Origin of the sequence: Arthrobacter livingstonensis, from assembly GCF_003219815.1 — a bacterium.
GTDB classification, from domain to species: Bacteria; Actinomycetota; Actinomycetes; order Actinomycetales; family Micrococcaceae; genus Specibacter; species Specibacter livingstonensis.
Map to the genome: position 1 here is coordinate 114,852 of NZ_QJVD01000009.1, position 13,883 is coordinate 128,734.

A 13,883-nucleotide genomic window follows, 5' to 3' on the forward strand; every position below is an offset into this window, starting at 1 on the left:
CGTAATCGCAAAAGTGCAACTACCGTGGCACGATGCCAACAAGCCAAACCACCCAAGCCGGACTGGCCGAGCGCGCCCGCCACGCGATCCGGAATTCCGGCCTGGCCCAGCGGGAAATCGCCCGCCAAATCGGCGTCGATGAAACCAAGCTGTCCAAGTCGCTCAAGGGCATCCGCCGGCTCCCCGCCCAGGAAATTGTCCTGCTGGCCACCGTCACCGGCGTGACGGCAAACTGGTTGATCACCGGCTCGGATTCTGCCGACGGCCCCACAGTGGCACCACCGCAACGCATTTTGCCCAAAAAGCACCGCGAGGACCAAAACCATGCCCAGCGGCGCCGCAGCATCGTTGAAAAGGCTTGGTGGCTCTTCGCCCAACGGGGCTACGCATCTGTGCGGATCGCGGACATTGCAGGGGAAATTGGGGTCAGCACGGCCACGGTGCACTACTACTTCCCCACGAAGCAGGCGATCTTCACCGAAACGCTCCACTATTCGGTCAAGTTGGCCTACGACCGCCAGTCCGCGGAACTGCAGACCATCACCAGCCCGGTGGCGCGGCTCAAGCGACTAATCGAACTTCAGCTGCCGGCCGGCCCGGACGGCCGTGCGGAATGGTCCATCTGGCTTCAGACCTGGTCCGGGCTGGCCGTGGAAGGGGCCGAGCCGGCCTCCCACACCTCCGGCTACGACCGATGGGCCAACACCGTGCACGAGATCGTCCTGGCCGGCCAGGCCGCCGGGGACTTTGTGGCCGTCGAGGCCTGGATTCTCACGGACGAGCTCACTGCCATGGTCGACGGCCTGGGCATCAAGGTCCTGACCGGAATCCTGACTTCGCGTCAGATGCAGGCCCGGGTCAATGGCTTCATCGAACGGACCATGGTCAAGCACTGACCGGGCCGGCACCCCACTGATTTACGGACTTAACACCCACGCATGGAGGAAACTGATATGAACCGCAAAGTCATCGTCACCTGCGCCCTGACCGGGGCCGGAGACACCACCGGCAAGAGCGAACACGTACCGGTCACCCCCGACGATATCGCCGCCGACGCCATTGCCGCAGCCCGCGCCGGCGCCTCCGTCGTCCATATCCACGTCCGCGACGTGGAGACCCGGCAGGGTTCGCGCGACGTCGCGCTGTACCGCGAGGTCGTCCGCCAAATCCGGGAGTCCGACGTCGACCCCGTCATCAACCTCACCGCGGGCATGGGCGGGGACCTGTTCATCGACCCGGCCAACCCCACGGAGCACCTCCCCGGAACCGACCTGGTCAGCGGACTGGAACGCCTGGCCCACGTCGAGGAACTGCGCCCGGAAATCTGCACCATCGACTGCGGCTCGCTGAACTTTGGCGAAGGCAGCCAGCTGTACGTCAGCACGCCGGACATGCTCCGCGAGGGCGCCGCCCGCATCAAGGAGCTCGGCGTCAAGCCCGAGATGGAAATCTTCGACACCGGCAACCTCTGGTTCGCCAACGTCATGGTCCGGGAGGGCCTGATCGCCCCGCCGCCGCTGTACCAGCTGTGCATGGGCATCCCCTACGGCGCCCCCGTTGACCCGGGCCTCCTCCAGGCAATGGTCAACATGCTGCCCGACGGCGCGCAGTGGACGTCGTTCGCCATCGGCCGCGACCAGCTGCCGTGGGTGGCCCAGTCCGTCCTGCTCGGCGGCCACGCCCGGGTGGGGCTGGAGGACAACCTCTACCTGTCCAAGGGCGTCAAGGCCACCAATGCGCAACTGACGGAACGTGCCATCGACATTGTCCACAACCTCGGCTCCTCCGTGGCAACCCCGGACGAAGCCCGCGACATCCTCAACCTTGAAAAGAAGGTCTGATCCATGAGCAACTACCCGAACATGCACGACGTCGACACCGTGGCCTGCGTGGGCACCGGCACCATCGGCGGCGGCTGGGCCGCGTACTTCCTGGCCATGGGCTACCGCGTCCAGGCCTGGGACCCGTCCCCCGACGCCGCAGAGAAGCTGGGCCGCCTCATTGACGCCGCCTGGCCGGCCCTGACCGAGCTGGGGCTGGCCCCCCATGCGGCCAAGGACAACTGGAGCGTCCATGCCGAGCTGGCCGATGCCGTGGCCGGGGTCGGTTTCATCCAGGAAAGCGCGCCCGAAGACCTGGAGCTCAAGCGGGAGCTGCTGGCGAAGATCGACGCGGCGGCCGCTCCGGGGGTTGTGGTTGGTTCCTCCACCTCCGGCTACGGCATGACCGAAATGGCGACCGCCGCCGCCAGCCCGGCACGCCTGGTGGTGGGCCATCCCTTCAACCCGCCGTACCTGATCCCCCTCGTGGAGGTGGCCGGCGGCGAAGGCACCGACCCCGCAGCCGTTGCCTGGGCCTCCAAGTGGTACGACTTCATCGGCAAGTCGGTGATCACCATGGACCACGAAGTTCCCGGCTTCATTGCCAACAGGTTGCAGGAGGCGCTGTGGCGCGAGGCGCTGCACATGGTTGACAACGGGGAGGCCACGGTGGAGCAGATAGACCTGGCCATCACCGATGGTCCCGGCCTGCGCTGGCCGCTCCAGGGCCCCATGCTCACCTTCCACCTGGCCGGCGGCCAGGGCGGCATGGCCCACATGCTCGACCACTTCGGACCCTCGCTGAAGTCCCCATGGACGCGCCTGGACGCCCCGGAGCTGACCGAGGAACTGCGGGGAAATGTCATTGCCGGCTGTGACGAAGAGGCCGCCGGACGGAGCGTTGACGAGCTCATCGCCCAGCGCGACGCCGGCATCATCGCCGTCCGCCGGGCGCTGGCGGACCTGCCGGGAGGCCCGGCGTGAGCCTGGAACCGTATAGCTGCACGGTCCTGCCCGAATGGATCGACTACAACGGGCACATGTCCGAGGCCTTTTATGTGCTGGCCTTCGGCTTTGCCACCACCGCCGTCATGGACCAGCTGGGGATGGACGGCGCCTATCGCGAAGCCACCGCCGCGTCCCTGTACACCGTCGAGGCACATGTGCGCTACCTCGGTGAGGTGGGTCCCGGCGAGGAACTGTCCATCACCTCGGCCATCGCGTCCTCCGGGGCCAGGAAACTCCACCTGGCCCATGAAATGCACCGGGGCGGCCAGCTGGTTGCCACCGAGGAAATCCTGGGCCTGCATGTCAACCAGGACAGCGGCACCACGCCCTTTCCCGCTGCCGTGCTGGGAGCCATTGGCAGCCACGACTCCCGTGTACCGGAATGGAGCGGCCGATCCATCTCCGCCTGACATTCCCTGCTACGAAACGAGTTTGCCTTGATTTCCCCTGAACCCTACGACCATCGACTACAGAAGGCCGGCCCGGCACACTCGCGCCGCAACGTCCTGGGCGGCATGGTGCTGGGCATGGGCATTCTGCTGAGTGCGTGCACCACCGGTGCAGCCTCCGTCATCCCCGCTCCCGCAGGCCCTCCCGTGAAGGGCGGGCGCCTCCGGGTCGGCCTGGCCGGCGGCGGCTCCGCAGATTCCCTGGATGCCCACGCCCCCGTCAGCACCACCGACATTGCCCGGGTGGTGAACCTCTATGAGGCACTGCTCTACCGCGACGAGAACTTCGCCCTGAAACCGCTGCTCGCGCTGAGCGCCACGCCGGATGACGCGGCACTCGTGTGGACCGTGAAGCTGCGCCCTGACGTCCGCTTCCACGACGGCCGCCCGATGACGGCCAAGGATGTGGTCGCCACCTTCGCCCGGATCACCAACCCCAAGGACCCGAAAAGCTCGGCAGCCTCCCTTTCCATCCTCGATGCGGTTGTGCCGGTCAGCGACTACGTGGTCGAATTCCGGCTCAACACGCCCACCGCCACCTTCGATGACTCATTGGGACAATATGCCCTGGGCATCGTTCCGGGAGACTACGATCCGGCCCGCCCGGTCGGAACCGGCCCGTTCAAGGCCAAGAGCTTTGATCCTGGCCGCCGCAGCGTCTTCGCACGCAACGACGACTACTGGCGCGAAAACGAGCCGCACCTTGACGAACTGGACATCTTGAACTTTAGCGACGACGACGCGTTGATCAACGCGCTGCTCTCCACCCAGGTCGATGCAATCGGCCAAATTCCCCTGGCACTGCTGGATGTCATCGGCGCCGATCCACGGATCAAGATCCTGAATTCAGCCACCGGCGCCTGGATGCCGTTCACCATGCGCGTGGACCAAAAGCCCTTTGACGACGTGCGGGTCCGCCGGGCGTTCCGGCTGGCCGTGGACCGGCCGCAGATGATCGAACAGGTGCTCAGCGGCAACGGCACGGTCGGCAACGACCTCTACGCGCCGTTCGACCCGGGCCATGCCAAAACGCTGCCCCAACGCCGGCAGGACATCCCGGCAGCCAAAAAACTGCTGTCCGAGGCCGGCTACCCCAACGGCATCGACATTGAACTGGTGACGGCACCCATCCAGGCCGGCGCCGTCGAGGCCGCCCAGGTCTTTGCCCAGCAGGCCGCAGCGGCAGGCATCCGGGTGAAGCTCCGCCGCGTGGACACCACCACGTACTTTGGCGACGACTACCTTTCCTGGACCTTCGCCCAGGACTTCTGGTACACCCGCAACTTCCTGCCCCAGGCCAACAGCTCGTCGCTGCCCACCTCGCCGTTCAACGAAACCCACCTTGACGACCCGCACTTCGCGGTCCTCGTCAAGGAGGCCGCCACGGAAATCGACGAGACCAGGCGCAGCGCCCTGATCTCCCAGGCCCAGGAAATCCTCTACGACAGCGGCGGCTACATCATCTGGGGTTTCCCCAACCAGGCTGACGCCTACCAAAGCTATGTGGCCGGCCTGATCCCGAACAAGACCGGGCTGTCCCTTTCCGGCTATGAATTCCGCCGGGCATGGATTGGAGTCACCCGGTGATCGCCAAAATGATATTCCGCCGGCTGCTGGTGAGTGTCGTCATTCTCTTCGCCGCATCGATGCTCGTTTTTGTGGCCACCCTCCTGCTGCCGGGCGACCCTGCCCAGGCCATCCTTGGCCAGCAGGCCACGCCCGCCCGGCTGGACGCGTTGCGCGAGCAGATGAGCCTCAACGACCCCGTCTGGCAGCGCTACCTCAACTGGATCGGCGGGCTGTTCGTTGGCGACCTTGGCTATTCCGCGGCCACAGGCGGTCCGGTCTCGGAGCTGCTCGGCGAACGCATCCAGGCCTCCCTCGTCCTGATGGGCCTGGCCTCCCTGGTTTCCATCCCCGTGGGCATCATTGTCGGCACGTTCTCCGCGCTCAGGCGGGGACGGCCCTTGGACCATGTCGCCACCGGATTCAGCCTGGTGCTGGCCGCACTGCCGGAGTTCGTCGTCGGCATTGCGTTGATCACCCTGCTGTCCACCTCGGTGCTGAAGATTTTTCCGTCGGTCACCATGGCCCCTCCCGGGGAAGCCGTCTGGGCCTATCCGATCCAGCTGGTCCTGCCCACCCTGACCCTTGCCCTGGTGGTCACCCCCTACATCGTGCGGATGATGCGGGCCACCATGCTTGAGGTCCTGGATTCCGGCTTCGTCGAAATGGCCCGCCTCAAGGGCGTACCCGAACGCGACGTCATCCTCAAGCACGCCGTCCCGCACGCACTGGCCCCCGTGGCCCAGGTGATTGCCATCCAGCTGGCCTGGATGGCCGGCGGCGTGGTCGTCATCGAATTCCTGTTCCGCTACCCCGGCATCGGCAGCGCCCTGGTGGACGCTGTCACCAACCGTGACGTCCAGGTGGTGCAGGCCCTGTCGATCCTCATTGCCGCGGCCTACATAGTGGTGAACCTCCTGGCAGACCTGGTGGGAATCCTCACCAATCCGAAACTACGCACGGAGGCAGTCCGATGAGCATTGCCGAAGCCCCCCTGGAAACGGTGGGGAAGGTCAAAAGGCCGCCCCGCCTGTTCGCCCGCATGATGCGCCAGCGCCAGGCACAGCTGGGCCTGGCGCTCACCGTCCTGGTCCTGGCCGTTGCCCTGCTGGGCCCGTTGCTGCTCCCCTGGATCACCGGTTTTACCAGCACCGAATTTACCGGGCGTCCGTTCAAGCCGGTAGGCATGTTCGGCACCGACAACCTGGGCCGCGACGTGCTCTCCCGCTTCCTGGACGGCGGACTGCGCCTGATCGTCTACGCGGCGCTCGCCACCTTGCTGGGCATGGCCGCGGGCGTGGCCGTCGGCATGACGGCGGCCTACTCGGCCGGCCGCCTGGACGGGCTGATCATGCGGGGAAACGACGTGTTGCTGGCCCTGCCACAGTTGGTCTTTGCCCTGCTGGCGATCACCGTGCTTGGCCCCAAGGGCTGGGTGCTGGTTGTGGTCATTGGCATCACCCATGCCCCGCGCATTGCCCGCGTCACCCGCTCCGCCACGGCGTCGGTCATCACCGAGGACTACATCCGCGCCAGCGAAATGTATGCCGTCCCCAAATGGAAGATCCTGGTCACCGAAGTGCTGCCCAACATCACCGGGCCGCTGATGGTGGAACTGGGACTGCGCATGACCTACTCCATCGGCTTCGTCGCCTCACTGTCCTTCCTGGGCCTGGGCATGCAACCGCCCACCGCAGACTGGGGCCTGATGATCAATGAGAACCGGATTGCCCTGGTGGTCCAGCCGTGGGGAGTCATCCTGCCGGTCCTGGCCATCGCGGTGCTGACCGTGGGAACCAACCTGCTGACCGACTCGCTGGCGCGGGCCTCAGCCAACTTGAATGCGGGGAACCAGCCATGAGCACAACTGTGATTGAACAGCACAAGACCACCAGCGCCCTGAGCGCAACGGGGCTGCGGGTCTCCACCGTCACGGGGGCCGAAATCCTCCACGGCATCAGCTTCACCCTCCAGCCGGGCAGGATCCTGGCCCTGGTGGGTGAGTCAGGCTCCGGAAAGACCACTGCCGGGCTGGCCTGCATGGGCCACTTCCGCCAGGGCCTGGAACTCACGGGCGGCTCCGTCACCCTCAACGGAGGCGAACAGGGCAACCTCCTGGAGCTGCCCGAACACCAGCTGCGCACGTTGCGCGGCGGGGAAATCTCCTATGTCCCCCAGGACCCGGCACTGTCGTTGAACCCCGCCATGCGCATCGGCGAACAGATCCTGGAAACGCTGCGCGTCCACCACTTCGGGGACGCGACCGCCGAACGCCTCGAACGCGTGGCGGAGGTTCTGGCCGAAGTGGGCCTGGACAACAGCCGCAGCTACCAGCGCCGCTACCCGCACCAGCTTTCCGGCGGGCAGCAGCAGCGCGTGGGCATTGCCATGGCCTTTGCCTGCCGGCCCGCCGTCATGGTGCTCGATGAGCCCACCACCGGTCTGGATGTCACCACGCAGGCCGTGGTCCTGGAGACCATTGACCAGCTGGCGGAACGCCACCAGGTGGCGGGGCTTTACATCACCCACGACCTGGCCGTGGTGGCCACGGTCGCCGATGAGGTTGCCGTCATGCTCGCGGGCGACATCGTCGAGCACGGTTCCACGGACCAGGTGCTGTTCTCCCCCAGCCACCCCTATACCCGTAGACTTCTGCGGGCCGTGCCTGACCTGGCCGGAAAACGACGGGTCGGCGAGGTGGAGGCCATCACGGGCGAACATCCCCTGGTGGTTCCGGGCCCGCTCGGAATTCCCGACACCACCACGGCAACGCCGCGGGCTGATGACGCGAAGCTGCTGCCCGCCACCGTGGCGGTCCGCGAACAAGAATCCGCACCGCTGCTACAGGTCCGCGGCCTTGCGCTGTCCTATGGCGGGCACAAGGTGCTCAACGGCATCGACTTCGAGCTGATGGAAGGCGAATCCATAATGCTGCTGGGCGAGTCGGGGTCCGGCAAGACCACCCTTTCGCGCTGTATGGCGGGCTTGAATGACAACTACACAGGCGCCGTCGAACTTTCCGGCGCTGAGCTGGCCACCGGCACCCGGAAACGTTCGGCCGGGGACCGCCGCCGGATCCAGTATGTCTTCCAGAGCCCGTTTTCCTCGCTGAACCCGCGCCGCACCATCGCCGAGTCCGTGGGTGTCCCCTTGCAGATGGCAGGCGTGGGCAACCGCAGGGATCGCCGGGCCAAGGTGCTTGAGGCACTTGACCAGGTGCGCCTGGGCGGGAGCTACATGGACCGCCGCCCGGGTGAACTCAGCGGCGGGGAACGCCAGCGCGCGGCCATTGCACGGGCCCTGGTCAATGCGCCGTCTCTGCTGGTGTGCGACGAAATCACCAGTGCCCTGGACGTCTCCGTGCAGGCCTCCATCCTGGACCTGCTGCGGACGCTGCAGTCGGAGACAGGGATGTCCATGCTCTTCGTAACCCACAACATTGCCCTGGCCCGGCACATTTCCCAGCGCCTGGCCGTGCTGCAGAAGGGCAGGATCGTGGATCTGGGCACCACCGAAGACGTCCTGACCAACCCGCAGCACGGCTACACCCAGGAGCTCCTGGCCAACGTCCCCACTTTCTAAGGATGCCCATGAACACAGCACCAGCCATCACCACCCACAACGACGGCCTCCCGGCAGCAGGCTTCGATGGCCTCAAGGATGTGTTTGCCACACACCTGGCCACGGCGGAGGGCGGCATGGCCTTTTGCGTGTACCGCGACGGCGCCCCGCTGGCCCGGTTCTACGGCGGGCGCACCGTGCGCGACGGCGGATCCCCGGCAGTGGGGGCCGGCGAAGCTGCGGACTGGTCGGCAGGCACCATGGCCGTGCTGTTTTCCGGCACGAAGGGCGTGGTGGCCACGATTGCCGCGATTCTGGTGGACCGTGGACTGCTGGACCCGCACGCCACGGTGGCGGCCTACTGGCCGGAGTTTGCCGCAGCCGGGAAGGAATCCGTCACCGTGGCACACATCCTCAGCCACACCGTGGGGCTGGTCTACGTCGATCCCGAGCCTGGCAAAAACCTGCGCTACGACAACAGGGCCCAGGCCGCGCTGCTGGCCGCCCAGGCTCCCCTGTGGACTCCCGGCAGCAGGGTCGCCTACCACGCCCTGACGTACGGCTACCTGACCGCCGAACTGTTTTACCGGGCGACGGGCAAGACCGTGGGGACTCTGTTCAAGGAGCTTGTGGCCGGGCCCCTGGACCTGGAGATCCACCTTGGCCTGCCCGAATCCCTCGACGGGCGGCTGGCCACGGTCTTCCGTTCGGACAACTACGCCATCAGCACGTTCCTCCAGGATCCCGTCCGCCGCAAGATCGTGGACCGGATGTACGGCCAGAGCCTCACCGGAACCGGCGACCCCTTCAACTCTGTGGAGATGCGCCGTGCGGAAATGGCCTCCGGCGGCGGCATAGCCACGGCTGACGCCATGGCGGCCCTGTACTCCGTCCTGGCGGCTCCCGCCGCTGCGCTGGTCTCCGCGGAGACCCTGGCCGCAGCGACCACGACCTGGGCGGAAGGCGTGGATGCGGTCAATGACCGGCCGTTGCGCTTTGGCCTGGGCTATGAACTCGCCGATCCGCTGGGCAGCTATGGTCCCGTCGCCCCGGCCTTTGGGCATTCCGGCGCCGGCGGCGGCCTCCATGGCGCCTGGCCGGACAAGAACATCGGATTTTCGTTCCTGAGCAATGAGATGCTCTCCGAAGACCAGGACCGGCGCGCCAAGGACCTGCTGGCCGCCCTGGCCCGCACCGTCCCGTAGTCCCTGCCTACAGCCCGGTGACCAGCTCGGTGTCCCGGGAGTAGGCGGTCAGGACGGCGGCCTCGACGGCGTCCACGGTAATCCCCGGGGCCAGGTCCTCGGCGGCACCGGCGGTGCGTGGGTCCCAGGCCAGGCCCAGGGCATCATAAGTGTCCACGAGAACCCCCCGGATGGGGGCCGAGTCCTGCACCACTATCACCGAGCTGAAAAGCCAGGCGCCGGCAACAACGCGCTGTGCCGTGCCCACCAGCTTGAGAGGGCCGGGCGTGCCCCGGCCAAATACGCTGAACTCGCCCGGGCAGTATTCGCCAGGGATCTCCCCCACCCCGGCGTCCACGCCGAGGGAGCGGAGAGCGTCGGTGAACAGTTCGCCAAAGAAGCCAAAACGGGCCTTGGCGTCGGCGATGGAATCTTCCTGCGGCTGGATGTGGTCCACGATCAGTGTGCCCCGGTGGTATGCCGCGGCACGGCCGCCGGCGCGGCGCACGGCCGGGATGAAGCCGTGGGCCAGTGATGCCTTCCTGGCCTCCGCGAAGCCCGCCAGCCGGGTGTCCCGCTGGCCGAAGGCCACGGTGGGCTCGGGCCTGTACAGGCGCAGCATGGCGGGAAGCCTCCCCGCCTTCACTTCCGCAAGCAGCTCCAGCCCGCGGTTCAGGTCCGCTTCGGCACCCAGCGACTCCGCCTGGCGGTGCACGGCCAGGCTTGGAGCCAGAAGACGGCTCACTTGGCGTGCGGGATGGGACGCACCGTCAGGATCTGTTCAGCGCGCCCAAATGGCCCGGTGACGTCGTGCAGCACCGAGGACGTTAATCCAATGCCGTCCCCCGCAAACGACACGTGCGTGTCAAGCCCCAGCCATTCGCCGACGGGCTCGCGGTAGACATGCACGGACAGGTCGACGTTGGGGAACATGTAGCTGCCGGCCCCGGGGGCCACTCGGGCGGCAATGCCGTTGGCGCTGTCCACCAGCCCCAGGAGGCGTACCAGCGCGGAGGTGGGCTCGCCGTCGACCATGTCATGGGGCGTGCGCAGCCAGGCACGCCCGTGGCCGGGCCGGTGGCCGGGAACCGTGCGGCCCTCCAGGGAGGCAATGAAGCCACCGGGCCAGATGTTCAGGCCGTGCCAGGACTGGGACTCCGCGAGCGGGGTGAACTGCTCGTCCTCAATGGCCTGCACCGCCGTCGTATCCAGGGTGAGCATGCGCCACGCCGTCACGCGCACCGCGGTGCGGCCGCCGGCAACCAGCTGCGCCTCCAGCAGCTCAATGGTGCGCCCTGGACGCAGCACCGTGGTTTCAATGTTGAATTCGCCGGCCGGAATCAGTCCGAGGATGTCAAAGTTGAACCGTGTCAGCCGCATGCCCTCGCGCGGCTCGAACTGTTCCAGTGCGCGAACCAGCAGGCCCGCCACGGGGGCCATGTGCTGTTCGTGATCGTTCCACGCGCCTTGGGCATGAACGGTGGACTCGTAACGGCCGCCCCCCAGGTGCCGGTAGTACGCCTGTGAGCCGGAGGTTGTGGTGGTTTCGTGCATGGCTACGACTTTACCGCCCGTCAGGGGTGCGTCATTGACCGTGCAACGCCCGGCTCCGGATTCATGACAGGGCAGTCGTCCAGCGCAGTCCGGTCCAGCCTGCGGCGCCGGGAGACGCGGATGAGGTGGATGCCCAACGCAGCGGCCCCGGCAAGCAGCAGCAGCGAAACGAGGGCCAGTGGCGAGCCCGCGGCCGCCGCGACGGCAGCGTCAAACGCCGCCAGGCCGACGGTGGCGTAAATGGCCGCCCAGGCCAGCGCGCCGACAACCGTGGCGGGAACGTAGCGGCGCAGGGGCATCCGCCCCACGCCTGCCGCCAGGTTGACGGCAGTCTGCACGCCGATGGTCAGGAAGCTCACGCTCACGGCGGGAGCGCCCCAGCGGGCAATGGCCTTCTCGGCGCGGAGCACCGCAGGAGAATCAAGGTACTTTTGCATTCTGCTCCTGCGGCCGCCGGCGGCCACACCGCGGCCAGCCCAGTAGGTCGCATTGGAGCGCAGCATGACGACCACAAACAACATCAGGTAGGCCCAAATGAACGGCAGGGAACCGATGCTTTCCATCATTCGTGTGCTGCCCCCGTAAGAAATTCGGCTACTTAAACTTGCGCTAATTGGCTCCCTTCATCGTAGCGAACGCCCGCCGGGTTTCCCTAATGGCCCATTCCTGACCCCGGCCTTCCAGGGCCCACGTGACAGGGGCCGTCATTCAGCCTGCGCCCCACGATGGCGGCAGGATTCCATGCAAGGGTTGCAGGAGCTCCGGGTTGGCATTGGGCGCCCACGGAAACCGCCCCTCTACATCGGTCCACACCAACTGGATGGCCGACATGCGGCACCCGTACAACTCATGGGCCCAGATCAAGACGTCTTCCGGGTGGACAACCTCCAGCGAGTACACCGAGCATTCATCCCCCAACAACGCCAGTCCGGGGACAAACGACTCCTGACCCGAGAGCACCATCGTCGCAAAGAGCGTCAGCATTGCCTGTGCCGCCCTGGCGTCCAGGCCGGTGACCAGCAGTTCCGGGTGCCCCGACTTCGTGAGCCCCATGGTGTAACCGAACGGCGGCGAGCCAGGAGAGCCTTCAACCAGGACAGTGGTGTAGCCGTACCGGGCTATCCGTTTCCTGTTTTGCTCACGAACCTGCTCCCATGACTTTCCGTCGCACATTTCGCACACGTCCCGCTCCTTCCTCCGACCCGTCCAGGGTTCAAGTCTTCCCCTCCGGAAGGAAGGGCAGCAGGCCCGGGCGCCCGATTGTGGGTGCTCCGCCACCTGCCTGGTGCTGTGCAGGCACCATGCACGACGCCTCCCTTTGATTGCAGGCTCCTTGATGGGCACTCCAGTACCTGCCGACCGGGAACGTCACAGACCCGGCACTGCCACACTCCGTCCCTGCGGCGTAGCATCGTAAGGACCAAGCCTGGTTCGGCACGCCCCGGGAGGAACCCCATGACTGAATCTGTTCCGACTGAAGCCGCGACGGAGACCACGTGCTGCATCGTCGGCGGCGGGCCCGCCGGCATGATGCTGGGCCTCCTGCTGGCCCGCGAGGGGGTGGACGTCACAGTGTTGGAAAAGCACGCGGACTTTTTCAGGGACTTCCGCGGAGACACCATCCACCCCTCCACCTTGGACCTGATCGACCAGTTGGGCCTGCGGGGGAAGTTCCTGCAGATTCCCCAGAGCAGCATCACGACGCTGGACATCGTGGTCGGCGGGACACGGCTGACCCCCGTCAACTTCGGCACCCTGCGCGGGCCAAACAAGCGGATAGCGCTCATGCCGCAGTGGGACTTTCTGGACCTGCTCGCGACGGAAGGGCGCACCCTGGGGAGCTTTCACCTGCTGATGGACACCGAGGTGACCAGCCTGCTCCACACCGGTGGGGCCGTGTCCGGCGTGCTGGCGAAGGGACCCGGAGGCCCGCTTCGGCTTAACGCATCCCTGACGGTGGCGGCGGACGGGCGGGGCTCCACGGCACGTGCTGCTGCCGGCCTGAGCCCGGTGGCCCTCGGCGTCCCCATCGACGTGCTGTGGTTCCGCCTTCCCACTCCCCCGTCGCCGCCACCGGACACACTGGGATACCTTCGCAACGGCACCATGCTCATCACCATCCCGCGCACGGACTATTACCAGATGGGCATGCTGATCCCCAAGGGCAGCTTCAGCAGGATCCAGACCGACGGGCTGGACGCCTTCAAGGACAGCATCCGCACCAACGCCCCCTTCCTTGCCGTGGCGGTGGAATCGTTGCGGGACTGGGGCGCGGTCAAGCTCCTGTCCGCGCAGCTGGACCGCCTAAATCAGTGGTGGGTGCCCGGACTGCTGTGCATCGGCGATGCTGCCCACGCCATGAGCCCGGTCTTTGGCGTCGGCGTCAACTACGCGGTGCAGGACGCTGTGGCCGCCGCCCGCTTCCTGGCACCGCCACTGCTGGCCGGCGGCCCCACGGACGAGGCCATGCAGCGGTTGCAGCGCCGGCGCCAATGGCCGGTGCGCCTGATGCAGCCGCTGCAGCAGCAGGTCCACCGGATCCTGTCCGATGCCGGAGCGGCCCGCCTTGACTCGATGCCGCAATGGCAGGCGCGTCTGGCCACCCTCGCCGCCACTGCGGCCCGCCCTTTCACGGCGCGCCTGGTGGGGCGCGGCTTCCTGCCGGAAAGGCTCCGCAGCGGCGCGCGGGAGAAACCTCGAATGTGAGTTAGTACACATTAACCGATTCGGGCATTAGCATC

At 66.7% G+C, this 13,883-nt stretch carries 14 protein-coding genes; 10 read left to right on the forward strand and 4 right to left on the reverse strand.

Annotated features, from left to right (window positions below; all coding sequences use genetic code 11):
- The first annotated feature begins 32 nt into the window (after positions 1-32).
- From CVV68_RS10230 to CVV68_RS10270, 9 genes are read left to right on the forward strand one after another with little or no spacing between them, the layout of a single operon-like run.
- Positions 33-896, forward strand: coding sequence for a TetR family transcriptional regulator C-terminal domain-containing protein (locus tag CVV68_RS10230; RefSeq protein WP_110500906.1), 864 nt, complete (start codon positions 33-35; stop codon positions 894-896).
- A gap of 57 nt (positions 897-953) precedes the next feature.
- Positions 954-1,841, forward strand: coding sequence for a beta-keto acid cleavage family enzyme (locus tag CVV68_RS10235; RefSeq protein ID WP_110500907.1), 888 nt, complete (start codon positions 954-956; stop codon positions 1,839-1,841).
- Positions 1,842-1,844: 3 nt separating this feature from the next.
- Entirely contained in the window at positions 1,845-2,804 is a 960-nt protein-coding gene (locus CVV68_RS10240) for a 3-hydroxyacyl-CoA dehydrogenase NAD-binding domain-containing protein (RefSeq protein ID WP_110500908.1), read from the forward strand.
- Entirely contained in the window at positions 2,801-3,238 is a 438-nt protein-coding gene (locus CVV68_RS10245) for a thioesterase family protein (protein WP_211320787.1), read from the forward strand. Before CVV68_RS10240 ends, CVV68_RS10245 begins: the two co-directional genes overlap by 4 nt.
- A gap of 27 nt (positions 3,239-3,265) precedes the next feature.
- Positions 3,266-4,864, forward strand: coding sequence for an ABC transporter substrate-binding protein (locus tag CVV68_RS10250; RefSeq protein WP_245933459.1), 1,599 nt, complete (start codon positions 3,266-3,268; stop codon positions 4,862-4,864).
- A complete protein-coding gene (locus CVV68_RS10255; RefSeq protein WP_110500966.1) occupies positions 4,864-5,820 on the forward strand; it encodes an ABC transporter permease in 957 nt (318 codons plus the stop codon). The genes CVV68_RS10250 and CVV68_RS10255 overlap by 1 nt, the downstream gene beginning before the upstream one ends.
- The gene (locus tag CVV68_RS10260; protein WP_211320788.1) at positions 5,817-6,704 is read left to right on the forward strand and encodes an ABC transporter permease; all 888 of its coding nucleotides are present in this window, start codon (positions 5,817-5,819) and stop codon (positions 6,702-6,704) included. Before CVV68_RS10255 ends, CVV68_RS10260 begins: the two co-directional genes overlap by 4 nt.
- Positions 6,701-8,425, forward strand: coding sequence for an ABC transporter ATP-binding protein (locus tag CVV68_RS10265; RefSeq protein ID WP_110500909.1), 1,725 nt, complete (start codon positions 6,701-6,703; stop codon positions 8,423-8,425). The genes CVV68_RS10260 and CVV68_RS10265 overlap by 4 nt, the downstream gene beginning before the upstream one ends.
- Before the next feature lie 8 nt (positions 8,426-8,433).
- A complete protein-coding gene (locus CVV68_RS10270) occupies positions 8,434-9,609 on the forward strand; it encodes a serine hydrolase domain-containing protein (RefSeq protein WP_110500968.1) in 1,176 nt (391 codons plus the stop codon).
- Between the two features lie 7 nt (positions 9,610-9,616).
- Here CVV68_RS10270 and CVV68_RS10275 read toward each other — a convergent pair whose 3' ends face one another.
- The 4 genes from CVV68_RS10275 to CVV68_RS10290 all read right to left on the reverse strand — a co-directional run bounded on the left by CVV68_RS10275 (position 9,617) and on the right by CVV68_RS10290 (position 12,315).
- Positions 9,617-10,333, reverse strand: a complete 717-nt coding sequence (locus tag CVV68_RS10275) for a lipoate--protein ligase family protein (RefSeq protein ID WP_110500910.1) — start codon at positions 10,331-10,333, stop codon at positions 9,617-9,619.
- A complete protein-coding gene (locus CVV68_RS10280; RefSeq protein WP_110500911.1) occupies positions 10,330-11,142 on the reverse strand; it encodes a thioesterase family protein in 813 nt (270 codons plus the stop codon). Before CVV68_RS10280 ends, CVV68_RS10275 begins: the two co-directional genes overlap by 4 nt.
- Before the next feature lie 20 nt (positions 11,143-11,162).
- Complete coding sequence (locus CVV68_RS10285; RefSeq protein ID WP_110500969.1) at positions 11,163-11,705, reverse strand: DedA family protein; 543 nt, start codon at positions 11,703-11,705, stop codon at positions 11,163-11,165.
- A 145-nt stretch (positions 11,706-11,850) separates the two neighbouring features.
- The gene (locus tag CVV68_RS10290) at positions 11,851-12,315 is read right to left on the reverse strand and encodes a DUF4262 domain-containing protein (RefSeq protein ID WP_245933469.1); all 465 of its coding nucleotides are present in this window, start codon (positions 12,313-12,315) and stop codon (positions 11,851-11,853) included.
- Positions 12,316-12,597: 282 nt separating this feature from the next.
- Between CVV68_RS10290 and CVV68_RS10295 the strand changes: the two genes are divergently transcribed.
- Positions 12,598-13,848: an FAD-dependent oxidoreductase gene (locus tag CVV68_RS10295; RefSeq protein ID WP_110500913.1), complete on the forward strand. Its 1,251-nt coding sequence runs from the start codon at positions 12,598-12,600 to the stop codon at positions 13,846-13,848.
- Positions 13,849-13,883 lie beyond the last annotated feature (35 nt).

Coding starts and splice junctions, on each gene's coding strand:
- CVV68_RS10230 (WP_110500906.1), top strand. CDS start 33: ATGCCAACAAGCCAAACCACCCAAGCCGGACTGGCCGAGCGCGCCCGC.
- CVV68_RS10235 (WP_110500907.1), top strand. CDS start 954: ATGAACCGCAAAGTCATCGTCACCTGCGCCCTGACCGGGGCCGGAGAC.
- CVV68_RS10240 (WP_110500908.1), top strand. CDS start 1,845: ATGAGCAACTACCCGAACATGCACGACGTCGACACCGTGGCCTGCGTG.
- CVV68_RS10260 (WP_211320788.1), top strand. CDS start 5,817: ATGAGCATTGCCGAAGCCCCCCTGGAAACGGTGGGGAAGGTCAAAAGG.
- CVV68_RS10265 (WP_110500909.1), top strand. CDS start 6,701: ATGAGCACAACTGTGATTGAACAGCACAAGACCACCAGCGCCCTGAGC.
- CVV68_RS10270 (WP_110500968.1), top strand. CDS start 8,434: ATGAACACAGCACCAGCCATCACCACCCACAACGACGGCCTCCCGGCA.
- CVV68_RS10280 (WP_110500911.1), bottom strand. CDS start 11,142: ATGCACGAAACCACCACAACCTCCGGCTCACAGGCGTACTACCGGCAC.
- CVV68_RS10285 (WP_110500969.1), bottom strand. CDS start 11,705: ATGGAAAGCATCGGTTCCCTGCCGTTCATTTGGGCCTACCTGATGTTG.
- CVV68_RS10290 (WP_245933469.1), bottom strand. CDS start 12,315: ATGTGCGACGGAAAGTCATGGGAGCAGGTTCGTGAGCAAAACAGGAAA.
- CVV68_RS10295 (WP_110500913.1), top strand. CDS start 12,598: ATGACTGAATCTGTTCCGACTGAAGCCGCGACGGAGACCACGTGCTGC.